Consider the following 25,511-nt stretch of genomic DNA (forward strand, 5'->3'; position numbering starts at 1 on the left):
GCCGGCGAGTCGCTGTGGCGCCTGGTTGCCCCGGCATGAAGCCACATTTTTGCCGGCCGATTGCTCCAATGCCAGCGCAACCGCCTTGCGCCTCCCTGCAATGCTGGCGCGAAGGCGATTGACCGTCCCACTCATCGTCATCCGCTCCGCGCTCAAGGAGGCAGGACGGACCGGTAGGTCCCGCTCAGGACAGTCTCCGTACGCGCAGCATCTTCAAGCGCCTGGGCGCGCGCATCGTCTTCAGACGAAAACGCCCGCGTCCCCCCCGACACCAGAGACAAGCTGCGCTCCGGCACGCCGACCCTGACGGCGGTGTCGCGTTCCCGATAAAGCGCCCACGCTCCTATCCACAGTCCTCCCGCGCCCACAGAGGTACTGCATGCGACGAGCGCCCAGTGCGAACCGAGCTGCAGGGGCTCTTGCATACCATGATCGTCCGAGATGCCTTGTCCGGCGTGATGTTGCGTGCAATTGCGGTTCGCCGCAAGACGTCCATACCAGCTGACCTGGTACGGTGAGCGGCCGTCCGGCGAGCCGACGCGCATCGGGTTATCTTACCGCCGGGCTGGCTGGCGCTGCCCGGCGGACCGGAAGCAAGGTCAGGCTGTCGTCGGACGGCCCGCCCCGGGGAACAGCAAGCAGACCTCGATGCCTTTCGCGACGGTCGACCCAAGCTCCACCGCTCTTCCGGCCTGACGCATGAGCCCTGTTGCCTGCGCCATCCCGACACGGCTGCTTCTTCCTTCGGCCTTGGTCTTTGAAAAAGCTCGAACAGCCTTGCCTGGGCCTCTTCGGCCATTCCCGTCTCGTGGTCGCACACCTCAACGACGATGGAGTCCGCGCAGCAACGGCCGCTGTACCCTGGGCTGGCAAGACGCGCCCCGGGAGAGCCAATGCAAACAGACCTCGGCAAGCATCCTGGGCACGCGTGCGAACGTTCATCATGCCCCTTTGGATGTAATGCCCGTCGGCCGACATGGGCATTTTGTGGGACCAACACCACCTGTCAGCCTTCATCAGAGGACGGGCGAACGAGGTTGGCCTGTTGCTCTGCCCGTGCGGTCGAAGGCGCGCCCGCAATGGTGTGCGGGCGCCTCCGGCCACGTCCTTCCATCGACGCCCCAGCAATCCGGCCCCGGCGTCACATCAAAGCAAGGCGACGCCCGCTTCGTCGATGCCGATACCGCAACGGCCAAGTTCGGGCTGGGCAGCGCGGTCCGGGAAAGGTCGAACAATCCCCGATAGCAGGCCGCTTCGTAGGTCCGGTGCTCCACCGACGGGTGGCAGACCTTCACATGGCATTTAGGCCATCGTCACTATTGTGTCCTGGATGTCTATGCGCGCGACGCAAGTACGCTCATTTGCCACTTCCAACGCCTGCAGGCACCCTATGCTCACTGGTTGTCGTGTCCTCGTCGTTGAGGACGACCCCGAAACCGCCATCCTGTGGACCTTCGTGCTCGAGAACATGCGCGCGACGGTCATCGGGCCGTTTGCCACCGCGGACACGGCGCTCACAGCGCTGGCAGGCGACGCCCCGGATCTCGCCCTGCTTGACGTGCCCCAGAACAGCGCAGACGCCTACCCCGTCGGGCACGCCCTTGTGCGACATGGAATCCCCTTTGTCCTTGTCTCCGACGGAAACCCCGACAATATCCCGGATGCCCTCCGTCGAGCGCCGTTTCTGGCAAAACCGGCGAGTGTGCGCCAGCTCATTGAGGCACTCGAATCCCTGAGCCCCACGCGGAACAATCCGCGCCAGAGCTGACCGACAACGCCGCGGGAATACCATCTTTCTTGTGCGCTGTCTGACTGTGCGCGGGCCTCGCCGTCTCCCGCCCAACCTAGGCGACGGGCTGGCGACACTTTGGCGGCGCTTTCGCAGCGGGACGGACGGCCTCAGACCGCTCTGGACATCATCAGTTCTCCCGCTGCTCGCTCGACCGCGGCAAGTACATCGGGAAGGGGCGCGTCGGCGTCGATTTCCACGACTTTAGCGAGGCCAAAGGCCAAACCGGGAAGAATCGCAATCTTTCTGGCGAGCGCTTCGCGACGGTGGTCAGGTTTTCGTGCCACGGCAACATCGAGACTGACATGCAGTCGCACGACGAGGTCGGGTGTGTGACGCACCATTCGCTGGAATGCCGCGTGCTCGAATCGGGCGAGCTGAGTGACGACCCATGACCCTTGAGCATCGAACGGAAATCCCGGTCCGTCGAACGCGTTGGGAGTGCCAATCTGCGGGAAGCGGTCAGTCACGATGGCCGTGCCACGGCGCCGCATCGACAGCATGCGGCGAAATCGGCGTAGGCGACGGAGCGAAAACGCCGTGATTATCAACGCTGGCACAAGCGTCGGCTGCCGGTGCGCCTTGATCCGCCCTTTGACCCCATCGGACTTCTTGCGCAAGAAGCGTCCCACCAATCCGCCAATGACCGGAGCCCCTGCAAGCGCGCGCCCCATATTCCCCGCCTGCTTGCCAAGATGCACTTGCTCTGCGGGGCCAAACTGGCCGAGCCAGCGGACGAGGTGCTTGGCCACGGTGGACTTTCCGGCCCCATCGGCGCCGACGAGCGCGATGAGAAGTGGAGCGCTTGGGTATCCGTAAGCCGCGTTGCTTTTCATCGCATTTTGCCCTGGCGTGGATGACCTTTCATTCGATGGGCAGTCGCGCAAACCTGCCTCGACCGCCCCCTGCGGACCATGATGGACGTTGGGAGCACGCAGGCGGTCGTGCCAATTGCGTACCACCGGCGGAGACTGCGCTGGCAAGCAGCAGCGCAATCACGCCACCGAAGCGGCGTCCTTCGCCCCCCGGCCCGGTAACTGGTCCTGCCGGATACGTTCCATGTCCTCAAACGCCTCCACGGCGGACTGCCCTGCCTCAAGCGCGCTCGCAAGTGCTTCGCTGTAGACGGCGAACCGACGGGTGAGAACCCGCCTGTGGAGAAGCCCACCGTCGTGCCCGGAAATCGAGTATGAGGCGGAATAACCACGCCCGGGAACCAGCTGAACGTCGACATCAACGGAGTACGGGGAAGAGTGCACGCGCGGGCCTTGGACGGCAAACGGAAATCATGAACAGCGCCGCGTGATCCCGAAGTGGAAAGATGCGAACCGGACCTTTCCGGTCGGCTGTCGCCTTGCGACCCGCCACTGCTGCCCGACGCCAGTGTGCGGTCATGCGTCCGGGACGACGATGGCCGCCACCATCAGGCCGAGGCTCCCCATGGCAACGAGCGTGTCCCGGGCGTTCGGGGACGGGTAGGTGCCGTCCCGAAAGCCCTGGACGGTCTTTCGCAGCGGCTGGAACAGCGGCGGCCTAGGTACGAAGGCCTCAAGCCAGGCGCTGAGGAGGAACGCTCCCATGGCCAATGCATGGCGACGGCCAGGTTCAAGCATCATGATTCCGACACCCCAGGCGGCCAAGGCGCTGGCCCAAATCCTTTTCTTCCACGTCACCCGCACGGCGCGCTCCAAAAGTTCTGGTCACCTGGCGAATGCCATTCTTCACAATGGTGTGGGCCTTCTTGACGCACCTGCCCCGCCAGACGGGCATAGTCGGCCAACCTTACCGCACCCACATGCCATGCTCGTCTTCGACATCCCGCTCAGCCCGCCAAGCGAGACCTGGCATGTGTCCCATCCGGACGGCCAGTGCCACACATTTTCCGCACGCCACGCAGCCGTCTGCTTTGCCGCGAAGCTCGCGGCGCGACTCGACCATGTCAACGGAGGAGCGTATCTGAGCATCGAAGGGGCCGACGGGAAGTGGCGGCTGTTTACGCCCGAGCTCAAAGCACCCGTTTGACCGGCGCGCCCAGGTCTGCCAGCGCGGCACCGGCCAGGAACAACACCCGTGACCAGGCAAGTTGCTGGGTCCGGTGGACACCATCGTCCTCGCCAGCGGCAACGACCCTTCCCCTTTGGTCAAACACCTCGAATCGTCCGTGGTATCCGCCAGTCGGGAGAACGGTGATGGCATATGCGCAGCTGTAGGGCCTTGTCATCGTACGATTGTACAGCAGTGGAGCGACTCTAGCCCGTCGGCCACCGCTTTGGGATGGTCACGGTGCGTTGCCCAGCCTCTTACAGATCCGTCAGCGGGGTCTTCGGCCTGCCCGCATAGGCCTTCCCAGACGTGGCTGGGGCGGAGCGCTCCGCGAGCGGTTTCCCGCAATCGTGTCCAGCAGTGCGCGCGGTCCTTACGGAAAGGCGCCCCGTACAATCGACGGGTTTGACCTCATGCGTTGGCCCAGGTCGGCATCCCGGCTGGGATGCCGCCTCCATTGTCCGTCCTCATCATCCTCGAGCCGTTTGACGCACGACAGGTTCAATTCGACGCATATGAAGAACCACAGCCCGACGCGACCAGGGCGGATCGGGTAGAGGCATGGATGATGGCCTCCCCAGCGTGGATCCCGGCAAGCGCTGAGTATCATAAGGGTGATGTCTGGGGGCATAGCCTGGCGGCCTTGCTTTTGATGTGTCCAGACCATGGGCCATCCCCGTCATTGTCCGGAATGGGGCGGCCGAGCCGCTCCACGCCAGATTGCTGCAAGACAGGGTCGCGTTGCCATCACGTTCCGGGCGCTACGGTTTTTCCCGGACGCTGAGGACATGACATGACCAGCAAGCGAGACACACCCGACGGCCCCATCGGCGACCCTACCGCCCCGCACAATGTGCCGCCGTCCCCGGACGCGCCGGAGCAACGCCCCTCGCGTCATCGTCCGGGCGAAGACCGCCCGGGGGGACGCACCGGATCCGACCAGCCAGGCCCGGGACCTCTGCCAGAGCGGAAGTGACCGCAGCCAGTCACTCCTGCAGTAGCTCGTCGGCACCCGGCGGATGTCTCCGGTCGCGACATCAAGGGCACCCAGGAAAAGTGCCCGGGGAAAGGCCGAACGGTCACTGTCCTGCCGAAAGCCGCTGTTCCACCGACGGTCGTCTTTGACAACCCCGATTGCCCGGAGCCGGAGACGAGGACGATTACGGCTGGGCAAGAATGGACAGCCGCGCCTTCCCGCCTCAAGTCCGCTACGGCGGTGCCGCTAAGGTCTTCAGGAGGAATGTCCATGCCACCTGTCGTCTATGTGCACGGTTTCATCGGGCACCTGCGATTTCCCGAGCTCCGGGAGGGCATCGCCGGCCCTGTCCTTGCGCCTGATCTCATCGGCTATGGGGCGTCGACGGAGCACCGTTCCCCGGCGTTGACTGTCTCTCGGCAGGCAAGTCACCTCCAAGGAACACTCTCGCGAGACATTGGCGACCAGCCGGTCGTCCTCGTCGGACACTCCGGCGGCGCGGCCATATGTGTTCGCCTTGCCCACACGCACCCTGAGCGGGTCGCGGCCATCATCAGCGCAGAAGGGAATCTCTCGCCCGCTGACGCCTCACTGTCTTCCCGCATTGCGCCGATGACACCCGAGCAAGTGGCGTTGTGGCTCGAAAATGCCCGGGCACATCCTGAGGCGTTTTTTGCAAGCGACCGGGTCGTTCCAACGCGACACCAGATGGACCGGATGCGCGAATGGCTATTGCACCAGCCGGCGTCCGTCATTCATGCGATGGCCCGGGCGGTACTCGTCGAAACCGTCCACCCGGCCTACGAGCGCATCGTGCGCGACGTGATGACAAACATCCCAACCTATCTCATCCGGGGCGCTAATTCGCCACGCGGACTTGGCACGTCGCGTCAAATTGAAACGTTGAGCCGGGGCGTCTTTGACATCGAGGGCGCCGGTCACATGATGGTCCTCGAAGAACCCTCACGGTTTGCAGCGTGTGTGGCAGGGATTTGCAACAGGCTTCCGACCATCAACCACCTGATGGACCCGTAGCGTCCGCATCCCTCCGTGCCGCCGCTGCTTCGAAAGCCATCGAACCATCGTCGCCGGCCGACATCGCGGCGCTTGTGTGTCCACGTCAGGAGGACCATCTGACGAGCATCAACGCTCCCGCCAAGAGCCAAGACGGCGTACCGTTTGAGTGTCGAGCTGATTTCCTTAAACCCGTTGAGTATCAACGGCGCTATCGTCAGGGGAGCAGTCCCGCTGCAGGAGACTTCGGCCGGCGTCGGCCTGGGCGGCATTGGCCCCGATCGGATGCAGGTTCGGGTTGCGGTGATGCCAACTTCGTCTGCCCGGGTGACCGTGTCCATGAGGTCGACGAGGAAATCGCCCGGCTTGACGACGGCGCCTTCAAGGTTTGGCTTGAGTGAGCAGCGGAAAGGTCAGGGCTGACCCAAGCCCGGCATGTCAGACCTTCCGTCAAGTGGCAAGACATTGCCCTCCAATCAAACACACAACACGCACCCTGTCCCGTCCGGCTAAAGGCGCGCGACCTTGCCGCTGGCGCGACCCGGCGGGAGCGAACGCTCGAGGACGGCGCGGTCGAGTTCTTCGACGGTTTTTGGAGCGGGAACGGGATGACATGGAACCTCCAATCGATGAAATGTGCTTGGACCATGCCATCGGTTGGTCCGGCAAAAAGTTGAACCAACTTTTGTAAGGACCGAAGGTTGCCCTTGATCGACGCGGCGTGTTGGCACAACACATAAGACGCGCACCTTGCTCTGATCAACCTGCCGCAAAGATTTCGAAGGTCGTCCCGTGTCGCCCTATGCGCTGCCCTATTCCAGGCTAGACTGAAGGCTCTGCTACGATCGCCCAAGGAAGACCGGTGCGTAGCCAACCGCGCAGAAAGTCCATGCCGTGATGCGCGCGGTCCGAGCCCACAACTGAGCCGAACGCATGGCGAAGCAGGTGATGCGGGAGATACATGGTTGGAGTTGACCAACCGGATTGACCAAGCGCTTTCTATCGGGGCACGTGTAAGTGACTGATGAATCGGAGAGATATTTGGCTTGGCGGAGGGAGTGGGATCCGCCTGATGCACTCTCCGCCAACGCCTACGGGCATTTCGGGGTGTACCGGGATGTGTCCCGCGATCCTATCTTTTGGGTTATATCTGTCAAGCCAGCAAAATCATTTCACCCAGCCCCCTTGACGTTCTCGCCATCCAGGGTAGGGTCAAACCAGACGCGGCATGTAAGGCCACGCTTCCAGCCCCCGTGGCAGAGCATGGTGACGTTGACGGCCATCCTTCCGGACAACGTCTGTCGCGTCGAACAAGCCGCCCTTCGGGGCGGCTTTTTTGTGCGGCGGAGCCCAACCGCCAGCCCACGCTATCCGCCGCTGTTCGTGTCTTGTTTGTTACGGTTCGCCTCGATGGCATCGAGAACCTCGGCGTTGCGCTCGGCCCATTCATAAAACTGCAGGAGCGGCTCCGCAAACCGCAGACCCAGCCCGGTAAGCGAGTATTCGACCACGGGCGGAACAACCTGGTGCACGTTGCGGACAATCACTCCATCGCGTTCGAGCTCCCTGAGTGTCTGGGTAAGCATCTTCTTGGACACGCCAGGCATTGCACGCTGGAGCTGCCCGGTACGCATCGGACCGAAGGACAACACGTAGATGGCCATCGACGTCCATTTCGGCCCGAGGAGCGCGTGGATGCGACGCGGCGGACAGTCTTCAGAGACGACGAGAGGCTGAGGCGGATGCCTGACCGAGGAAGGGGTTGTGGTCACCAAAATGTGCCTACTCCACAAAAAAGTGCCTACTGGTGCACTGGAATCCGCGGTTCACATAATGGGCAGTGCCCCCGAGGGGGTCAACCATAATCGTGAGTACCCTGATGACGACCATGCGCGCGCTCCTGTTGAACAGTTACGAAGACGGCACACTCACCGATACACAGATTACCCGCCCCGTTCCCGGTGTCGGCGAGGTGCTCGTCCGAGTGGTCGCCAGCGGTGTCAATCCCGTCGACCTGAGCATCCGGAAAGGTACTGCGCCCTACGCCATGCCGGAACTGCCGGCGGTGCTCGGATGTGACATGGCTGGCGTCGTCGCGGACGTTGGCGAGGGTGTGTCCGCATTCAAGGTCGGTGACGAAGTGTACGGCATGACCGGCGGGGTGCGCGGGCTGCAAGGTTCCTTAGCCGAGTATCAGGTCGTTGACGCCGATTTTCTGGCCATCAAGCCCTCAAAACTGAGCATGCGGCAAGCTGCCGCAATCCCGCTGGTATTTCTGACGGCCTGGGAAGGACTGGTGGATGCAGCCGCCGTGCAGCCTGGTCAGACTGTGCTGGTTCAAGGCGGAGCTGGCGGCGTTGGGCATATGGCCGTCCAGATAGCCCGCGCCAGGGGCGCAAGGGTGTTCGCAACAGCCTCCGAAGGCAAGCGCGACCTGGTCGAGACGCTCGGCGCCACCTTCATCAACTACAACACCGAGAAGGTGGCCGACTTCGTCGCCAGGCATACGGGCGGCGTGGGCTTTGACGTTGTCTACGACACCGTCGGCGGCAGCGTCCTCGATCAGTCGATGCTCGCCATAAAGCCCCATGGTCATATCGTGAGCTGCTGCGCATTCGGGCAGTACACGCTCGCGCCCGGATCGTTCCGATGCATGACCCTCTCTGGTGTCTTTGTGATCTTGCCCATGCTGAGCGGAAAGCAACGCTCGCATCAGGGCGCCATTCTTGCAGAGGCCACGCGCATGGTCGACGCGGACGCGTTGATGCCAATCCTGGATCCGCGCACATTCGACCTGTCCCAAGCCATGGCTGCGCACGCCGTCCAAGCATCCGGAAAGCTGGTTGGCAAGCTGGTCATCGACGTTCGATAACAGACGATGTCCGGCCGCCGGAAGGCATGCATCCGGTGATGCGGCTTCCGCGGCGGGCCGCGAGCAGCGGGCAAACGCACGATCCTGTCTCGGTCGTGCAAGCGGGCTCGTCGGCTCTCGCATTGGCGAAGGCTCCGGCGACGCGGACGTCCGGGATGCCATTTCAGGCGGCCGGCCGACGATCGGTCTTCCTGCGGTTCCACCAAAAGCCTGCCACGAGTGCGAGCAGAACCAGTGCTTGCGAAAGCAGGGTTTCGGCGGTCGGGAACACGCCAAGGATCACGATGCGGGGGCCGGATACGGGCAGGATACCGATGACGCCAGCCTCCTGGAGCGCCGAAACGCCCTTGCCAGCCAGGACCAGCGTAAGCAGCGCCATGAGCCACGAGCTGTAACGGAAGAAGCTTCCGATGGGCAGGGCTCGGCTGTACCGGAGCATCAGCCACGCGACAACAGCCAGAACGCCGGAAGCGCTGGCTGCGCCACCGAGCATTGCACCGCCATGTCCCTGCGTCCAAAGTGCGGTGTAAAAGAGGATGGTTTCGAACACCTCGCGATAGACAACCACGAACGCAAGCGTGAAGAGAAACCAGGCGGAACGCCCGGAGAGTGCCTGTGACATCTTTTCGCGGATATAGCGTTGCCATTGTCCTGCCTGCGCTTTTCCGTGCATCCAGATGCCGACCGACAGCAAGACAAGTGACGCGAACAGCGAACCATATCCCTCGGTCAGCTCCCGGCTTGCGCCGCTGATACCGATGACCCAAGTCGCCACGGCCCACGTCGCGACGCCGGCAACGAGCGCGCAGCCCCAGCCGGCATGCACGTAAGGCAGCACCCTGGCATGACCGGCCTTGCGCAGGAATGCGATCATGGCCACGACGATGAGGAGAGCCTCGAGTCCCTCGCGGAGCAGGATGGTCGCGGCGCCAAGGAACGTCGACAACCCGGATGACTCCTCTGACGCCAGGGCCGTCTCCGACTCGTCGAGCAACGCGTCGAGGGCTCTGGCGCGCTCCGCGACGCGTTCGACCGGCTCCCTGCGCTGGATGGAGCCGCGGAACTCACCCATCCCTCGCTCAACGCGCTCGAGCAAGCGCGGACTCCGTGCGCCCAATGTCGGCTCGACGGGCTCGAAGCCGTCGAGATAGGCAGACAGGGCAAGGTGCGCACTTCCTTCAAAATCCCCCGCCCGGTATGCCGTGACACTGTCCACCAGGCGCTTCCGCGACAATGCCAGAGCCGTGTCACCCGACGCCGTCCGCGTCAAAACCTCGGGATGCCGGCGAAGATAGGCGAGTACCGCGTCCGCCTGTTCGCGTCCCAGCTTTGCTTCGAGCGTTGCAGGCGTCACGGCGGTCAATGCCCTGAGGTCGGGGACCTCAGACGCCAATGACGGCTTACCCGTCCACAACACCTTCCCACTCGCGGCGGTGGCATCATTGAACGCAAAGTGGCCGACATAAAACGCCAACGCCCAGCGGTCGTCGTCGGGCAGCGAGGCGAAGCTCGGCATCGGCGTGCCTTCAACACCCCGGGTGATGATCTGGTGCAGCGAAAAGAGACTTCGTTGACGGGCCCTGATGATGTCGGTGAACGCGATGGGGGGCGTCGACAGCGACGCGGCCGCCACGCCATGCCCGTCGCCCGAAGGGCCATGACACACGGCGCAGGTCTGCCCGTAAAGGGCCTTTCCCCGTTCGAAACTGGGCGCGGCATTCGGTGCCAGCGCAATCGGGTAGCTCACCAAAAGGGAGTCGGCCAGAGCCCGCGCCTTGATGGTGACGACCGCGCTATCGGCTTTCGTCGCGACCGCGCGCTGGAGGTCGACTGCGGCGCTCGACAACGCGGGCTTCGCCGCACCTGGAGGGAGCTTTGCAATTCGTTCCGCGACCGTTGCGGCGAACTCGCGCTGCTCAGCGTATTCACTCTGGCTGATGACCTGCCCGTGACCAACCGCGCCGCGGTAGTCGACGGCAATGTAATCGAGAAGCCGCCACGCCGTCTCCGCATCCTTGTTTGATTCCGTCATTGCCGCTCCCGGGCCGGCGAGCACGGGCGTTGCGAGGACCATGAGTGCGACAAGGGACCATGTCAGACCAGACCGACGCGCCATAACTGCGACTCATTTGCATCAAAATCGCAGTATAGCGTCGACGTTTCCGTCCGGCTGAGCTCACGGACAAAATGTCGCGCACCCGGGCGAGCTTGACGCCCCATGCCTCCCGAAACAAAGGCCTTGTCCTGAATCGAGGTATTTGCGACCGCTCTTTCAGGAAAAACGGCGTTACCTTGCAAGCACTACGCGAACTTGAGAGGTGCGCCGTGAACGCAGAGGACATGCAGCGCTTGGTCAACGTCGAAGAACTCAAGAAATTGAAGGCCGCATATTGTCGTCTGATCGATTGCAAACAGTGGGACGAACTCACGCTCCTATTCACCCCAAACGCCCGATTCGAGGGATTCAAGATTGTTGAGGACCCCACGTCTGCATCCGACTTTGTTGATCAACTGTCTGCTCGTCTGTCGGGCAGTCTGACCGTGCATCACTGCCACACGCCCGAGATTGTCATTCGCCCAGACGGAACCGCCAAGGGCATCTGGGCCATGACGCATTGGGTCGAGTTCACGAAGCCGACTGATCTTTTTCAGCACCCCGAGGCGACCGGATTTCGCGGCTACGGATTTTACGAAGAGCAGTACCAACGCCTGGACGGGACCTGGCGCATCTCGTTGATGCGGCTTGCTAGGACTCGGGTCGACCCACTCGTTGAAGTGCGTCGTGCGTCCGGTTTCGATCCGTTTTCCTTGGCCGGCACATTTGCCCGTCCTGATGTTCGTTGGTTGGCGGATTGACGTATTCCCCCTGGCGCTGCCTATGCCTGCGCAAAGCCAGACCTTGGTATGCGCACGTCTCACTGCCCCTCAGGAAAGGCGACAGACAGACGCACTCCTTGCGGGGGTAACCGCGTAGACGAGCTTCCCCGGGACGACCGATTGATCGTCAAACGCCCTGAGTGAACGACCCAGTGTGCGTAACAAACGCGGTTGATGACCAAATCGCAGCAAGACGGTGTCAGGCCAGCACAGCTGATCGGTGGAAGTACGCTCGCTTAGCTGCGTACTTGCCCGACCTAGGCACTACATCGATAAGGGAGGGCCTAACGCGACGGACCGAGCACCTCAGTACAATGGCGATTATCTCGCCTGTCCCCGGAGCGAGAGGTCAACCCCAGCCCTCCCGTGGCCCGGTTCCCTACCTTCCGATGGCGACGTCCATCCACCACCGAGTGCCCTGAAAAGGTCAACCTGGGCATCGGCTACGCTCCCGGCAGAGGTGGCCAGGTCCGACTGTGCATCGGCGAACGTCCGCTCAGCATCGAGCAATGAGAGACTGTCCACCTGCCCCTCCCGCTGGCGGGCCCGCACGATGTTGACGGCACGCTCGGCCGCGTCACGCGCGGTAGTCAAAGCCGTCCGGCGTTCGAGCGCTCGGGAGTAACTTGACAGCGCGGTCTCGGTCTCGCCGAGCGCCTGAAGGACTGTGCCGTCGAAGCTGGCGAGAGCCTCACGCGTGCCGGCATTTGCTCGGTCGATTTGCGCGCGGACATGCTCCTGGTTGGGAAACGACCATGACAACATGGGTCCGAGCATCCAGCGCAGTGGACCCTGCCCAAAATAATCGCCAAAGCCGTATGCCGTCGAACCGACTGAAGCCCCGATGGACACTTTGGGATAGAGCTCTGCCGTGGCCACGCCGATTCGTGCGGTCGCGGCAGCCAGACGCCGTTCGGCGGCACGAACGTCAGGGCGGCGCTTGAGAAGTGCGAGCCCGTCGCCCGTCGGGATGGGCTCAGCGATGGTTGGCGCTTTCACCCTCGCCCCTGCCTCAGCTGGCAGCTCGGTTGGCGCACGGCCCGTCAGGACCGCGAGCCGGAAGAGCGCCGCCTGGCGTTCTGCGGCAATCGTCGGAATATCCGCGCTGCGCTGGTCCCTCAATGAAGCGATTCGCACCACATCAAGCGCTCCCGTCAGGCCGGCTTCCCGGCGCGCGCGCGTGACACCGAGGGTGCGATCGAGCAGAGCAACGATATGCTCCGCCACGCCGAGGCGCTCGGCAGCACTCGCAGCATCGACATAAGCCCTCGTTGTATCGGCCACAACCGTCACCCGCACCGCATCCAAATCAGCCTCCGCCGCGCCGTAGTCCCCCTTTGCCGCCTCCACGTCACGGCGTACCCTGCCAAAAAGGTCGACCTCATAAGCAACGCTAAGCCCGGCGTCCACGTACGTGTTGTCGCGCGGATAGCCGGGCATCGCCTGCACTGCAGACAGTCGCTGGCGGTTCGTGCTTACGCCAAGGTCGGTGGTCGGGAGACGGGCACCCTGCGCTTCGCGGAGACCGGCGCGCGCCCGGTCAAGCCGCGCGATCGCCACGCGAATGTCCGTGTTGGCGAGAAGCGCATCCTCGATCAGCCTGTCGAGCACGGGATCGTCATACATCATCCACCAACGGTCATTGGTCGGCACATTTCCAGTCGTTGCCCCGGCAGCCACGGTAGAAAAAGGCCGGCCAGCCGCCGCGGGAAGGGGTGGCGCCTTGTAATCCGGGCCGCTCGCACAAGCAGCGAGTGCGAGGGTGAGCAGTGACACAGTGAGCGTGCAAATCCGCATGGGTCTCAATCCGAAGTCAAAAGCGTGGACGATGATGTCCGGGCGACGCGGCGGCGTTCGAGGCGCAGGTCGAGAGCACGGCACACGACGTAGAACGTGGGCGTATACAGAAGACCGAAGCCGGTCACGCCCGCCATGCCGAAGAAAACCGCGGTACCGAGAGCTTGGCGGAGCTCGGCGCCCGCTCCGGTTGCGACCAACAACGGGACGGCGCCCAGGATGAACGCAAAGCTTGTCATCAGAATCGGGCGCAGGCGCATCTGGGCCGCGCGGGCCGCCGCCGCCGCAGGGCTGAGGCCGTCCTGTTGCTCTGCCTGGCGGGCGAACTCGATGACAAGGATGGCGTTCTTTGCAGCGAGGGCAATGAGCACGACGAGACCAATCTGGGTCAGGACGTTGTTATCCATGCCGCGGAGGTTGACGCCGATCATCGCCGCGAAGAGACACATCGGTACGATGAGGATGATGGACAACGGAAGCGTCAGGCTTTCGTACTGGGCAGCAAGAACGAGAAACACGAAGACGACGGCCAGCAGGAAGACGAGGCCTGCGGTGTTACCAGCCATCTTTTGCTGATACGCGATGCCCGTCCATTCAAAGCCGTACCCCGTTCCAAGGTTTTCTGCCGCGAGCTTTTCCATTGTGGCCATTGAATATCCACTTGAGTAGCCTGGTGCCGTATCACCATCAACCTCGACTGCGGGGAAGAGGTTGTAGCGGACGACACGAAACGGGCCCGTCTCGTCCTTGAGGGTGGCCACCGCACCAATTGGAACCATGGCGCCACCGTCTGATCGCGTCTTGAGATTTGCGATATCGTCGCGGGAGCTCCGATATGCTTGGTCAGCCTGAGCCGTGACGTGGAATGTGCGACCCAGGAGATTGAAGTCATTGACGTACGCGGAGCCGAGGTACACCTGAAGTGTCTCGAAGATGCGTCCGGGGGGAACGCCAAGCATGTCTGCCTTTCGACGATCGATGTCAGCAAAGACACGCGGAGTCATCGTATTGAAGAAGGTAAAAACCTGAGCCAACCCTGTCGTCGCATTGGCCTTCCCGATAAGCGCGTCAGCCTTTTTTCCGAGTGCGCGGTAGTCGCCCCCCGCCCTGTCCTGCACCATCATGCGGTACCCGCCCGCCGATCCGATACCGTCAATGAGTGGCGGCGGAATCACCAGCACGCGCGCGTCTGTTATGCCAGCTGTCTTTTGACGCGCCTCGGCAAGAATGTCGCTTGCATGGCGGGAGCGTTCGGCAAACGGCTTGAGCGGAATGAATGCTGTTGCCGAATTTGGTGCATTGGTATTGGAGGCGGCGTCCCATCCCGGAAGCATGATGGTGCCACGGACACCCTCGATGCCAAGAATGCGCTTTGAAACTTCCTGAACGACCGCATCGGTTCGCGCCAGCGAAGCGCCGGGTGGGAGCTGGATGATTGTAATGAGGTAACTCTGGTCCTGCGCTGGAATGAAGCCCGATGGCGTGATGTAAAACAGACCTACGGTAGCGACGATGAGCGCGATATATGAACACATCATCGCTTTCGGCCGCGCGACGAGGCGCGTTGTCATCCTTCCATAGCCCGCCGCAAAAGCGTCGAAGCGGAGATTGAATGCGTCGCCGGCACTGTGAAGTCTGGCGATGACCGGATTGCTCGTCGCCTTTGGACCGTGTGGCCGGAGCAGAAAGGCCGCAAGAGCCGGCGACAGGGTCAGCGACAGGACGAGCGAGATGACGGTCGCCCCAGAGATGGTAAGGGCGAACTGACGGTAGAACGCGCCAGAAAGGCCTTCGAGGAAGAACGTTGGAACGAAGACCGCGCAGAGGACAAGCACGATGGCCACAAGTGCGGCCGAGACCTCATCCATCGACTTGCGCGCTGCGTCAGCTGGCGAGAAGCCAAGGGCGAGATTTCTCTCGACGTTCTCGACTACGACGATCGCGTCGTCGACCACAATCCCGATCGCCAGAACCAAGCCGAAAAGTGACAGGCTGTTGAGGCTGTATCCGCTGACCGCCAGCAGGACGAACGTACCGACCAGGGAAACAGGAATCGCAACAATGGGAATGACTGCCGCGCGCCAGTTCTGCAGAAAGACGAAGATAACGAGCACGACGAGGGCGGCAGCCTCGAACAAGGTATGCATGACCGCATCAGTCGACTGCTCGATGAACTTGGTCGAGTTCCACATGATCCTGTATTCGAGGCCGTGCGGGAACGTCTTCAGCGCATCGTTCATCTCGCGCTCGACCGCCTGGCCGGTTTCAAGCGCATTGGAACCTGGGCGCTGGAAAATGCCAATCATCACGGACGGTTTTCCCGACAGATAGGCGTTGGTGCTGTAATCAGATGCCCCAAGCTCCACCCTGGCCACATCGCGAACTCGGACCTGGCGTCCGTCCGCATCTGTGCGGATGACAATGTCCGCAAACTGATCCGGCTCCTTGAGGCGACCAAGCGTGCGCACACTCAGCTGAAACGCGTTGCTCCCCGACATCGGTGGCTCGCCAACTGCACCGGACGCGACCTGCACGTTCTGTGCCCGAAGCGCTGCAACGATTTCGCCCGCCGTAAGATTGAGGGACGCAGCGCGGCCGGGGTCTATCCAGATCCGCATGGCGAATTCGCGACTGCCAAAAATGATGGCGTCGCCGACGCCCGCGATACGGCTCAAGCGGTCGCGTACCTGTGTGAGCGCGTAGTTCGAGATGTAGCTCTGGTCGAACGTGCCATCGGGTGAGACGAGATTCACCGCCATCAGGGCGCTCGGCGCTGTCTTGCGGGTCGTCACCCCGAGCCGTTGGACTTCCTCGGGGAGGCGGGGTGTGGCGGTCGCAACCCGATTTTGGACAAGCATCTGGGCGGCATCCAGGTTCGTACCGACCTTGAACGTGACTGTGATGGCAACCTTGCCGTCACCAGTCGATTGGCTGGCCATGTAGAGCATGTTGTCCACACCGTTGATTTCCTGCTCGATGGGAGCAGCAACGGTCTCTGCGACCGTCTCAGCGGTCGCTCCGGGAAACTGGGCCGAAACGACGACCTGCGGCGGAATGATGTCCGGATATTGCGAAACGGGAAGCCGGAAATATGAGATTGCGCCAACGATAGTAATGACGACGGCAAGCACGCCTGCAAAAATTGGGCGTGTGATGAAAAAGCGCGAGAGGCGCATGGAGAGGATCCTCGAAGACGGGGGCGCCGGTGGGCTGTCAGGGGACGGAATTCGCCACGCCGCTGGCGAGCGACGCTGATGCCTGGCTTGTCGATACGACAGGAACAATAGGGACAGACTTGCCCACGACTTTGGAGCCGGGTATCGCGTACTGCACACCGCTAACCACCACTTGCTCTTCGCCAGACAGGCCTGATTCGACCACCCGCAGGCCATCGACGACGGGGCCAAGGCGCACACGCTGCGCCTTGACCGTACCGTCGCTGGCGACGACCAGGACAAGCTTGTCGGCCTGGTCGGTCTGAACGGCTGTGTCAGGGATCATCAGCGAGGACGTCGCGCCGCGGTCAGCGAGGCGCATATTCCCGAACATTCCAGGCGTCAGAAAAAACTTTGGATTGGCGACGACAGCACGCATGCGCACTGTCCCAGCGCGCGGGTCAAGTCCGTTGTCGGTAAAGTCAACCTGCCCATGCCAATGGAAGTCCGTCTCATCCTGCAAGCGGATGTCAGCCACCCCGCTTTCCTTGCCAGCATCCTCGGCACGTTTGGCCTTGAGATACATGGACTCTGAAGCATCAAACACAAAATAGATGGGATCGAGCGCGTTGACGGTGGTCAGGAGCGTCCCGTTCCGGCCATCCCCTGTCGCCACGAGGTTACCGGGGTCGACACGCCGGTCCGAGACGCGGCCATCAATTGGAGATCGCACACTGGCAAATTCGAGATCGAGTGAACGGGACTGGACGCGTGCGGCAGCACTCGCCACGGCGGCCGTCGCCGCGCCGAGGTGCGAACGCAGACGGTCGATCTCGCCTTGCGACAGCGCGTCATCACCGACCAGATGCTCAGCGCGGAGAATGTCCGCCTTTGACAGTGCCAGGTCACTCTGCGCTGATGCGAGACCGCCCTTGGCTTCAGCCAGGGCCGCCTCGAACGGTCGCTTGTCGAGCGTGAAGAGCAGATCGCCTTTTTTCACCAACGCGCCATCGACAAAGTTCACTTGCGAAATCTGACCGGAGACGCGTGGCCGAATCTCTACCGAGCGGCTTGGCTCGAAGCGACCGACGTAGTCGTCCCATTGCGTGACCTCGCGGCGAAGCGGCTTTGCCACCGACACGGTTTGCAGTTGCGGAGCAGTTGCGGCCGATGTCGTTGTCGTTGGAAGTACGGCGACACCAATGGCGACGAAGACGCCCAGGGACAGCAGCGAAGCGATGGGCCGCCACCGTGGGTTTCGCGATACGTTGCGGAAGATGGATCCGGCGCTCATGCGGTCACGCTCCGCGAAGCAGGCGAGGTCATGCGGCTCATGGGAAGGTGTTCTCGTCAGGTAAGGGGCAAAAATGCGGATCGGTCCCAGGCAGGGTTCCGCCCGCAAAGGACGCGGGTGCCAAAATCGAACCCGTGGCAGGAATGACTCGTCAGATGAACGAACCGGAGCGCGCGGTTTCAATACGCCAACTTCAGCGCGACGTTGCGACCCATTGGGCAATTTTGGTCAACCATCCTGAATGACGAAAGGACGAACTTCCCTCATTTTCGCCCACGGCAGCTGGCGAAACCGCTGCCGCTGGCGACATCGCTTAACGAAACGCTTGTGCGCGGCAACTTGCCGCGCCGTTCGAGGGATGCGACAACGGCATGATTGACATTGGCATCCAGACACCAGGGAAGATGAAGCGCCCATTCCGGAGAACTCACCGCTGGTTCAAGTGGCCCGCGTTCCTTGCGATGGCGCTGGCTACGCTCGTCCCTGTCGTGATGCGCAGCGTCCCGTCTCAGCTGGGCGTCGGTCTCCCCTGGTGTGGAAGCCATGCAAGCGTCGCCGATCATGACCGCACTGGTGCTCCGGAAGGCAGCGGTCATGCGCACGACGTCTGTGGGTATTGCAGTCTCCTGTCACACGCACCGCTCGCTCCTGGCATGAGCCATGGGGTCGATACGTGGGAGCGACAGCACCGCCCCAACCCCGTATCGGGGCAGACGACCTATGCCCATTCCGTTCCACGCGATGAATCCAGGAGTCCACGGGGCCCGCCCGGGCCCGGTTGAACAGCGCTGGCTGCCGAGCTGCGCCCCGTCCTCCCACTTCAGGAACAGAACATGGCTTTCATATCCCCCCCGGCAATGGTCGGGACGGCGGGGCTGCGGGCGTGCGCGAAGAGCGCCCTTGCTTGTCCGATATTCGCCCTCTCACTGACCACTGCACTTTTGCCCGTCCCCGCCGTCGGCCAGGACGCGCCCATTGTCCACGTCACCCTTGCCCCGATCTCGGTGACCGAATCGCGGTTGCCGGAGGCGACGGTATCGAGCGCTACAAAAGCGGCGGGCTCATTCGTTGATTCCCCCCAGTCGGTGTCGGTCATCGACGGCGCGTTTATCCGCGCTTTGAATGTGCGCACCCTAGCCGAGGCACTTAACTACACACCGGGGGTACGGAGCCAGACCTTCGGGAGCGACACGCGAATCGATTACTACCAGATTCGCGGGTTTCTGACGGACAGCCTCTTCAAGGACGGCCTCAGGCTCCTCAACAGCGGCTTCTCCCAGTGGACCACGCCCGCCGATGGCATCGAACGAATCGAGGTCCTCCGTGGACCGGCTTCCGTTCTCTATGGAGGAAGTGGGCCCGGTGGGTTGGTGAACATCACGACCAAACAACCAGACGGGCGCATGGTGCAATCCGTAGGCATTGGCTACGACCAGTTCCATTCCCGCTATACCCGTGCTGACTTTGGACGGCGGCTCGACGAGCACTGGGCGTTTCGGGTGGTCGGGTCGGTGCGAAAAGGCCAGACCCAGAACACGGCGAGAGACAATCGCGCTTACGCCGCGCTTTCCGTTGGGTGGACCCCGACCAGCGATGTCTCCGTGGTTGGACGCGTCTCCCACCAACGTGATCGTGCCGAGCGCCCCACCGGCTTTCTGCCTTATGCCGGCACCGTTACCCCGTTGGGCTATGGACGAATCCCTGCCACACTTTTCGTCAGTGACCACACAGTTGACGCTTACAACCGGACCCAGCGCGAGGCGGGCTACGAGCTGACGTGGCATCTGGACGGCAACCTGGAATTTCGCCAAAACGCGCGATACGCAGACATGGACCTGTATTATGCGGGCCTCTACGGCCTTTTTTCCGGGAACCCGCTGCCGTCAAACCCGCGAATGCTTGCCAGGGGTGATGCCTCTCTCGCGAGCCACCAGCAAAACGTCACCGTCGACAATCAGCTGCGCACGTTGTTCGAGGGGCAGTCTCTGACGCATCAGGTCACCATTGGAGCAGACTTCAGCCGAAATGCGCTGAGAAGCGCCAACCGATCGGGAAGCGCGCCGCCGCTCGATGTCCTTGCCCCTGACAACCACCAGGACATCCCGCCACTGGGCAAACCTGTAGCCTCCGGCCAGACGCTCGAAGCGTTCGGTGTTTATGCGCAAGATGAAGTCCGCTTTGGGCATGGACTGATTGCGAGTCTAGCCACGCGTCGGGACTGGTTCGAAAACCGGACGGCCACGAGCGGCACGCGTACAAATGCCAGGGTTGCCAAGAGCACCAATCGCATCGGTCTGGTCCACGTCAACGACATTGGTCTTTCACCATACGTTAGCTACAGCACGTCGTTTACGCCGGTCGTAGGCACGGCGCAGGCCACGGGCGAGCCGTTCAGGCCGGAGACCGGCAACCAGACCGAGGCCGGCGTGAGGTATGCGCCGACGACGCACCCCTTTCTGGCAACCGCGGCCGTGTTCACCCTCACGCGTGACGGCATCCTGATCGCAAGTCCCGTGCAAGGATTCCCGCAGAACCAGACTCAGGGTGGGCGTGTGCGCTCACGTGGCTACGAACTTGAGCTCAAGGGCCGGGTCACCAGCGATCTTACCCTCACCGGCGCATTCACCCGCTTCCGCATCCGCACGCTCAGTGGCATCCCCGTTAGCGTCGGACATCAGCCAACAGCTACCCCGGAGAAGTTCGGGTCGCTGTTTGCCGACTACGCCGTCCCGCACGGGCCGTTTCACGGCCTCAGCTTCGGAGCGGGTCTGCGGTACACCGGCTCGAGCTTTGCCGACGCCGCCAACGCCCTACCCGTACCGTCGGCGACCGTTTGGGACACCGCCCTTCGCTACCGATGGGGCCCATGGCAAACCGCCATAAACGTCAGCAACGTGTTCAACAAACAGTACGTCGCCGCCTGTGCCGCCGCCGGCATCTGTTACTACGCCAACGTCAGACGCGCGACTTTCAGTGTCGACTACCGTTTCATGTAACCACGGAGCCCTTCCATGACCCGAAGCTACGCACCCTATCCGCACGCTGACCAAGACACTGACGATGGCCGCCGCAGGGCTCTCGTCGCCCTCGGCGCAGCCGGCCTTGGCTTGTTTGTCAGCCCCCCGCTCCTTGCGCAGGGGCGCGTACCCGCCGCACCGGGATACGATCACCCCATGCCGCCGCTCCCGGATGACGGACCGCGACCGCGCGTGGTGATGCTGGTCTACCCGAAGATGATCATGCTCGACCTCGCCGCCCCGATGACCATGCTCCAGGTCGCCGGATTCGACATCGACATCGTTGGAAAAAGCCTCACGCCGATGCCTACCGATATCGGTCTCCCTGTCACACCTGCGTTCGCCTTCGCGGACTACAAGGGCCAGCCTGACGTATTGTTTGTGCCTGGCGGCCTCATGGGCACGCTTGCCGCCATGGACGATGAGGAGACAATCGCGTTTCTGGTCAGTCAGGGCAGGCAGGTAAAGTGGGTCACAAGCGTCTGTACGGGCGGCCTTCTGCTAGGCGCCGCCGGACTGCTTCGGGGCTATCGGGCGACGGCACACTGGGGTGTGCGCGATCTTCTGCCCCGCCTTGGGGCAATCGCCACCAACGAGCGGGTGGTCGTTGACCGCAACCGGATTACTGGCGGTGGCGCGACCGCCGGGCTCGACTTCGCCCTCGTCCTCGCAGAAAAACTAAAAGGGCGCAAGGTCGCCGAGCGTGCGGAGCTCATCCTCGAGTACGCTCCTGCACCGCCCTTCAATGTGGGGAACCCTGACCTTGCGGGACCGGCCCGAATGAAAGAGGCACGCGCACGACGTGTGTACATGGATGCGATGGCAGCCAAATCGGTCGACGCTGCCCGCAAACGTCTGGCCATCTAGCGCAGCTTATCGGGGGCCTCGTCCACAGAGGCCCCAACCTGGGCGGAGGTGTTCAGAAAGGTTTGACTACAACGAGCAGCAAGATAACCAGCGTTGTCACGCCCAACGAAATGAGGACACCCCGCTGCCTGGGGAGCAGCAGGGTGGAGTCCCGCACCAGGCGACGCAACTTCCCCGAGAGCATGCCGTGTAGCGCGGACAATCCGACAACGAGCACGATTTTGACCACTATCCAGTGCTGGGCGAACCACCCTCCCTTGACTGCCATGAACAAGCCAAGGGCCCAGGCAAGAAGCATGGCGGGTGAGGTCACGTGCCTGTCCCACCACGCAATCTGCGACAAAGCCGAAGAAAAGCTCGTGTGGGACCGCTCGGTCTTTGCCAGAGCGGCGAACGTGACACTGACCAGGACCATTCCGGAAAGCCAGAGCAAGACGGCGAAGATGTGCAGGGCCTTGCAATAGAGATAATACATATCAGGCGCTATTCCGAATCAGAAGTTCAAGTGCCCGCTGGCGCCGTGCCAGCAGACGATCGTTGACGAAAGCACCGAACGGAACAATCGCCGCGATGACCATGCGCAGAACATCTGACCTTGGCCACCCGCCTGCGGAAACAGTACGAATCAGGGTCCACAGGTAAAGCACAAAGCAGAGACCGTGGATGGGGCCCATCACACGCACCGCAATGGCCAACCCTGCGATATGCTTCAACGGCACGGCGATGCAGAGCAGCGCAAGAAGCGTGCATCCCTCCAGGATTGATGCAACGCGCATCAGACGAATCTGGACAATATCTTCGTGGTACTGCACAGGTTTCACGGGCTGCTCCTAGACGTGCTGACCGCCGTTGACGTGAATCTCCGCGCCGTTGACGTAACTGGCGTCCCCGGAGCAGAGAAACAGGACAACTTGCGCCACCTCCGCTGGATCGCCCAGGCGATGCATCGGAATCTGCTGGCTCACGATATGTTCCGTGCCGGCAGAAAGGATTGAGGTGTCTATTTCACCAGGAGCGATGGCGTTGACGCGAATGCCGAATCGCCCGAAGTCGAACGCCTGTTCCCGGGTCAGAGCCGCCAGCGCAGCTTTCGAACAGGCATATGCCGTACCCGCGAACGGATGGACGCGCGAGCCTGCGATGGACGTTACATTGACGACGGCGCCTCGCGTGGCTTTGAGCTCGGGGAGGAACAACCGCGAAAGTGCCGCTGCAGCAAACAGGTTGACGTTGAAGACAGTGAGCCAATCCTCGAACACCGTGTCGGCCACTCCCATTCGCTGCCCGCCAGCGAGCTTGGGCGAAATCGCCGCGTTGTTGACAATCGCCGACAGGCCCGAGCCGCCCAACCTTTCGCGCACATTATCGGCGAGGGTCTGGTGAGACGCGGGGTCGGACAGGTCGGCCTGCACATGGCTTTCGCGCCCACCAGGCCACGGGCAGTCATCCGTAAACGGCGCGCGAGAGACCGTGAGTACCCGCCAGCCATGCTGGTAGAAAAGTTTGACGGTGGCGTGGCCAATGCCCCGGCTTGCGCCCGTGAGCAGCATGGTCCGCTGGAAGCCATTGGAATCGTGTGGCATCAGGTTCGTCCTGGGTGAGGGCGCGAGTCGACGGTGCCGCCGACACGATGTTTTCGTCCTGGTGGGGAACCGCGGGTGCCCTCAGCTTCGGGGCTGGCCGTCAATTCGGCTGGCGTCCGTCGCTTGCCCGGTGGGATGGCGTCCGTCGACGGACATTGCTGCGTAAAGGGCCGTTACGATGACGACGGACGAGAAGAACATTGCCCGCGCCCAGGCCACATCACTCCGAGCGCGAAAACCGCGCAGGGCGAGTGAAAGCCAGAATGTGCCGGCAGAAAGAACGGTCACTTCGTAGACCGCACCAGCATAGCCAAAGTAACCAAGAGAGGCGGCAGACAGGACGAACGCACCGACACTGATGACCATTTGGCGCTTGGTGGCTCGCATACCTTTGACAAGCGGAAGCACGGGAATGCCGGCGGAGCGGTAGTCTGCCTCACGACGGATGGCAATGGCATAGGCGTGGGGAAGCTGCCACAGTGCAAACGTGATGAAGAGGACCGCTGCCCCCGCATCGAACACGCCGGTCGATGCACAGTAGCCGACCACCGGAGGCATGGCGCCCGCCACGCTCCCAGCGATAGTTCCATGCACCGATTTGCGCTTGAGGTAGAGGCTGTAGGGCCCGACGTAGACAACGAACCCGACGAGCAAGAGCACGGCCGGCAACGGGCTCTGCGTCGCAACGCAAACCGCTCCAAACCCGGCAAGGGCGGATATACTGGCAAACGACAGCGCAGCTGATGCGGAAATCGTTCCTTACACCGTCGGTCGATCGCGGGTACGCACCATCAAGGCGTCGATGTCCCGGTCAACGACGTTGTTGACGGCACACGCCGACGCAATGACAAAGCACACGCCAATGGCGACAAGTGCTCCTTTCATCCACTCAACATTCGTCCACGAGCCCAGCAGGAATCCGCCGGTCACAGCAATGAGATTACCGAGCACGATGCCGGGCTTGGTGAGTTCGATATACGCCCTGATCATGGCCAAACTATCTGCTTTCCAGGATATGCCGCCGGACGGCAGGCACATGCCGGGATATTGCGTTGCTGGCAGGCCGGCGTAAACGACGTAATTGCCTCGTTTCGGGTCGCGCAGACAGCTTCCTCAAAGACGAACCCGATTCAGACGCGCACGTCGTCGATTGCCCCCTTGGCAACGCGCCGCATCGCTTGCGGTGACATCCCATGAATTTTCACGAATGCGCGCCGCATCCGTTCTGGGTCGTGGAAGCCGACCGCCGCAGCAATGCGTTCGACCGGCTCCGCTCCTTCCCTCAGCCGAGAACGCGCCGCCTCAACCCGCAGCCGTTCGACCGCCCGGGCTGGCGTCTCGCCGGTTTCATGGCGGAAGGCGCGGCCAAATTGCCGCACACTCAAATTGGCAGCTTCGGCGAGCCGTTCGATGGGCAGAGGCTGGTTCAGATGTTCACGGGCGAAGGTAAGTGCACGGCGTATCCGATCGGACGCCGGCTCCATCTGCGACATCTCCGAGAACTGCGACTGCCCTCCGGAACGCCTGTGATAGACGACGAGATTCCGGGATATGAGCCGCGCAATCTCGGGACCGTGGTCCGCCTCGATTAGCGCTAAGGCGAGGTCGATTCCAGCTGTGACACCCGCCGATGTCCATACGTGTCCATCATTGACATAAATGGCATCGGGCTCCGCGCGGACGAGCGGATAACGTTGCTGGAACTGGGTCGCCAGGCCCCAATGCGTCGTCGCGCGCCTTCCGTCGAGCAAGCCAGTCTCGGCAAGAAGGAACGCACCGGTACATACGCTTGCGACCCGTGTGGCATTCGACGCGTGTGCGCGTGCCGCCTCGATGACCACCGTCTCGAACATCGGGGCCGTATCTCCGCCGATGAAAACCACGGTATCTGCGTCGAACGCATCATGAGCAACCGTGGCAAGGGCATGACCACCGCTGCTGACGATGTCCCCTCCCGTCGCTGAGGTCAGGCGCAGGTCGTAGAGGGGGCGCCCAGGGACAAGGCAAGCAGCTTCGAACGCGCCCATCGGGCCTGCTAGGTCGAGCATCCAGAAGCCGGGGCAAATGAAAAAGGCGATGCGAGTCATGTGTCCCTTTATAAGGGATCACGGTCCTTTACGCCACCCCGCCTGCACGGCACGCTGTCTGCCAAGCCCCTGAGAAGCACCCGACAATGTCGGTCCACAGCTTTCCCTCTCCCCAACAAGGCCCTGCACGGCATGTCTCC

Annotated in this window: 21 protein-coding genes; 8 read left to right on the plus strand and 13 right to left on the minus strand. The window is 62.5% G+C overall.

What is annotated here, in order from left to right; genetic code table 11:
* Positions 1-1,390 precede the first annotated feature (1,390 nt).
* A complete protein-coding gene (locus KPL74_08575) occupies positions 1,391-1,768 on the plus strand; it encodes a hypothetical protein (GenBank protein ID QWT22047.1) in 378 nt (125 codons plus the stop codon).
* A gap of 131 nt (positions 1,769-1,899) precedes the next feature.
* Here KPL74_08575 and KPL74_08580 read toward each other — a convergent pair whose 3' ends face one another.
* Together KPL74_08580 and KPL74_08585 are read right to left on the minus strand one after the other, a co-directional pair.
* Positions 1,900-2,625, minus strand: coding sequence for a hypothetical protein (locus tag KPL74_08580; GenBank protein ID QWT22048.1), 726 nt, complete (start codon positions 2,623-2,625; stop codon positions 1,900-1,902).
* Positions 2,626-3,180: 555 nt separating this feature from the next.
* Complete coding sequence (locus KPL74_08585) at positions 3,181-3,405, minus strand: hypothetical protein (protein QWT22049.1); 225 nt, start codon at positions 3,403-3,405, stop codon at positions 3,181-3,183.
* On the opposite strand from KPL74_08585, the gene KPL74_08590 reads away from it, so the two are divergent.
* Both KPL74_08590 and KPL74_08595 read left to right on the plus strand, forming a co-directional pair.
* Positions 3,404-3,811 (plus strand): DUF2188 domain-containing protein, encoded by a 408-nt coding sequence (locus KPL74_08590; protein QWT22050.1) that lies wholly within the window; start codon positions 3,404-3,406, stop codon positions 3,809-3,811. The genes KPL74_08585 and KPL74_08590 overlap by 2 nt on opposite strands.
* 1,267 nt (positions 3,812-5,078) lie before the next feature.
* The gene (locus tag KPL74_08595) at positions 5,079-5,843 is read left to right on the plus strand and encodes an alpha/beta hydrolase (GenBank protein ID QWT22051.1); all 765 of its coding nucleotides are present in this window, start codon (positions 5,079-5,081) and stop codon (positions 5,841-5,843) included.
* A gap of 1,346 nt (positions 5,844-7,189) precedes the next feature.
* Here the strand turns inward: KPL74_08595 and KPL74_08600 are convergent.
* Entirely contained in the window at positions 7,190-7,486 is a 297-nt protein-coding gene (locus tag KPL74_08600; protein ID QWT22052.1) for a helix-turn-helix transcriptional regulator, read from the minus strand.
* Positions 7,487-7,701: 215 nt separating this feature from the next.
* On the opposite strand from KPL74_08600, the gene KPL74_08605 reads away from it, so the two are divergent.
* Entirely contained in the window at positions 7,702-8,694 is a 993-nt protein-coding gene (locus KPL74_08605) for a zinc-dependent alcohol dehydrogenase family protein (protein QWT22053.1), read from the plus strand.
* Positions 8,695-8,857: 163 nt separating this feature from the next.
* Here the strand turns inward: KPL74_08605 and KPL74_08610 are convergent, their stop codons facing one another.
* A complete protein-coding gene (locus tag KPL74_08610; protein QWT22054.1) occupies positions 8,858-10,726 on the minus strand; it encodes a cytochrome c/FTR1 family iron permease in 1,869 nt (622 codons plus the stop codon).
* Between the two features lie 308 nt (positions 10,727-11,034).
* On the opposite strand from KPL74_08610, the gene KPL74_08615 reads away from it, so the two are divergent.
* Positions 11,035-11,550, plus strand: a complete 516-nt coding sequence (locus KPL74_08615) for a nuclear transport factor 2 family protein (protein ID QWT22055.1) — start codon at positions 11,035-11,037, stop codon at positions 11,548-11,550.
* Positions 11,551-11,892: 342 nt separating this feature from the next.
* Here the strand turns inward: KPL74_08615 and KPL74_08620 are convergent, their stop codons facing one another.
* Genes KPL74_08620 through KPL74_08630 form a run of 3 tightly spaced genes read right to left on the minus strand, consistent with a single transcriptional unit; the run spans position 11,893 to position 17,817 of the window.
* The gene (locus KPL74_08620; GenBank protein QWT22056.1) at positions 11,893-13,347 is read right to left on the minus strand and encodes a TolC family protein; all 1,455 of its coding nucleotides are present in this window, start codon (positions 13,345-13,347) and stop codon (positions 11,893-11,895) included.
* A gap of 26 nt (positions 13,348-13,373) precedes the next feature.
* The gene (locus KPL74_08625; GenBank protein QWT22057.1) at positions 13,374-16,544 is read right to left on the minus strand and encodes an efflux RND transporter permease subunit; all 3,171 of its coding nucleotides are present in this window, start codon (positions 16,542-16,544) and stop codon (positions 13,374-13,376) included.
* A 37-nt stretch (positions 16,545-16,581) separates the two neighbouring features.
* The gene (locus tag KPL74_08630) at positions 16,582-17,817 is read right to left on the minus strand and encodes an efflux RND transporter periplasmic adaptor subunit (GenBank protein QWT22058.1); all 1,236 of its coding nucleotides are present in this window, start codon (positions 17,815-17,817) and stop codon (positions 16,582-16,584) included.
* A gap of 371 nt (positions 17,818-18,188) precedes the next feature.
* Between KPL74_08630 and KPL74_08635 the strand changes: the two genes are divergently transcribed.
* Genes KPL74_08635 through KPL74_08645 form a run of 3 tightly spaced genes read left to right on the plus strand, consistent with a single transcriptional unit; the run spans position 18,189 to position 21,701 of the window.
* On the plus strand, positions 18,189-18,599 hold the full coding sequence (locus KPL74_08635) for a DUF2946 domain-containing protein (GenBank protein ID QWT22059.1): 411 nt from the start codon (positions 18,189-18,191) through the stop codon (positions 18,597-18,599).
* A 51-nt stretch (positions 18,600-18,650) separates the two neighbouring features.
* A complete protein-coding gene (locus KPL74_08640) occupies positions 18,651-20,813 on the plus strand; it encodes a TonB-dependent siderophore receptor (protein QWT22060.1) in 2,163 nt (720 codons plus the stop codon).
* A 15-nt stretch (positions 20,814-20,828) separates the two neighbouring features.
* Positions 20,829-21,701, plus strand: coding sequence for a DJ-1/PfpI family protein (locus KPL74_08645; protein ID QWT22061.1), 873 nt, complete (start codon positions 20,829-20,831; stop codon positions 21,699-21,701).
* A 52-nt stretch (positions 21,702-21,753) separates the two neighbouring features.
* On the opposite strand, the gene KPL74_08650 is transcribed toward KPL74_08645, so the two are convergent.
* From KPL74_08650 to KPL74_08675, 6 genes are all read right to left on the minus strand, one after another.
* A complete protein-coding gene (locus KPL74_08650; protein ID QWT22062.1) occupies positions 21,754-22,176 on the minus strand; it encodes a CopD family protein in 423 nt (140 codons plus the stop codon).
* Position 22,177: 1 nt separating this feature from the next.
* Entirely contained in the window at positions 22,178-22,522 is a 345-nt protein-coding gene (locus KPL74_08655) for a DUF3817 domain-containing protein (GenBank protein ID QWT22063.1), read from the minus strand.
* A 9-nt stretch (positions 22,523-22,531) separates the two neighbouring features.
* On the minus strand, positions 22,532-23,284 hold the full coding sequence (locus tag KPL74_08660) for an SDR family oxidoreductase (GenBank protein QWT22064.1): 753 nt from the start codon (positions 23,282-23,284) through the stop codon (positions 22,532-22,534).
* An 81-nt stretch (positions 23,285-23,365) separates the two neighbouring features.
* Complete coding sequence (locus tag KPL74_08665) at positions 23,366-24,037, minus strand: UbiA family prenyltransferase (protein QWT22595.1); 672 nt, start codon at positions 24,035-24,037, stop codon at positions 23,366-23,368.
* A gap of 6 nt (positions 24,038-24,043) precedes the next feature.
* Complete coding sequence (locus KPL74_08670) at positions 24,044-24,322, minus strand: UbiA family prenyltransferase (protein QWT22065.1); 279 nt, start codon at positions 24,320-24,322, stop codon at positions 24,044-24,046.
* A gap of 92 nt (positions 24,323-24,414) precedes the next feature.
* Positions 24,415-25,371: a GlxA family transcriptional regulator gene (locus tag KPL74_08675; GenBank protein QWT22066.1), complete on the minus strand. Its 957-nt coding sequence runs from the start codon at positions 25,369-25,371 to the stop codon at positions 24,415-24,417.
* Positions 25,372-25,511 lie beyond the last annotated feature (140 nt).

It is taken from the genome of Bacillus sp. NP157, assembly GCA_018889975.1.
In the GTDB taxonomy this organism is placed as follows: Bacteria; Pseudomonadota; Gammaproteobacteria; order Xanthomonadales; family Rhodanobacteraceae; genus Luteibacter.

Bases quoted from the DNA above. Each gene is read 5' to 3' on its own strand.
- KPL74_08575 (QWT22047.1), top strand. From the start codon at position 1,391: ATGCTCACTGGTTGTCGTGTCCTCGTCGTTGAGGACGACCCCGAAACC.
- KPL74_08580 (QWT22048.1), bottom strand. From the start codon at position 2,625: ATGAAAAGCAACGCGGCTTACGGATACCCAAGCGCTCCACTTCTCATC.
- KPL74_08590 (QWT22050.1), top strand. From the start codon at position 3,404: ATGATTCCGACACCCCAGGCGGCCAAGGCGCTGGCCCAAATCCTTTTC.
- KPL74_08585 (QWT22049.1), bottom strand. From the start codon at position 3,405: ATGATGCTTGAACCTGGCCGTCGCCATGCATTGGCCATGGGAGCGTTC.
- KPL74_08595 (QWT22051.1), top strand. From the start codon at position 5,079: ATGCCACCTGTCGTCTATGTGCACGGTTTCATCGGGCACCTGCGATTT.
- KPL74_08600 (QWT22052.1), bottom strand. From the start codon at position 7,486: ATGGCCATCTACGTGTTGTCCTTCGGTCCGATGCGTACCGGGCAGCTC.
- KPL74_08605 (QWT22053.1), top strand. From the start codon at position 7,702: ATGACGACCATGCGCGCGCTCCTGTTGAACAGTTACGAAGACGGCACA.
- KPL74_08610 (QWT22054.1), bottom strand. From the start codon at position 10,726: ATGACGGAATCAAACAAGGATGCGGAGACGGCGTGGCGGCTTCTCGAT.
- KPL74_08615 (QWT22055.1), top strand. From the start codon at position 11,035: ATGCAGCGCTTGGTCAACGTCGAAGAACTCAAGAAATTGAAGGCCGCA.
- KPL74_08625 (QWT22057.1), bottom strand. From the start codon at position 16,544: ATGCGCCTCTCGCGCTTTTTCATCACACGCCCAATTTTTGCAGGCGTG.
- KPL74_08630 (QWT22058.1), bottom strand. From the start codon at position 17,817: ATGAGCGCCGGATCCATCTTCCGCAACGTATCGCGAAACCCACGGTGG.
- KPL74_08635 (QWT22059.1), top strand. From the start codon at position 18,189: ATGATTGACATTGGCATCCAGACACCAGGGAAGATGAAGCGCCCATTC.
- KPL74_08640 (QWT22060.1), top strand. From the start codon at position 18,651: ATGGCTTTCATATCCCCCCCGGCAATGGTCGGGACGGCGGGGCTGCGG.
- KPL74_08645 (QWT22061.1), top strand. From the start codon at position 20,829: ATGACCCGAAGCTACGCACCCTATCCGCACGCTGACCAAGACACTGAC.
- KPL74_08650 (QWT22062.1), bottom strand. From the start codon at position 22,176: ATGTATTATCTCTATTGCAAGGCCCTGCACATCTTCGCCGTCTTGCTC.
- KPL74_08660 (QWT22064.1), bottom strand. From the start codon at position 23,284: ATGCCACACGATTCCAATGGCTTCCAGCGGACCATGCTGCTCACGGGC.
- KPL74_08670 (QWT22065.1), bottom strand. From the start codon at position 24,322: ATGTGCCTGCCGTCCGGCGGCATATCCTGGAAAGCAGATAGTTTGGCC.
- KPL74_08675 (QWT22066.1), bottom strand. From the start codon at position 25,371: ATGACTCGCATCGCCTTTTTCATTTGCCCCGGCTTCTGGATGCTCGAC.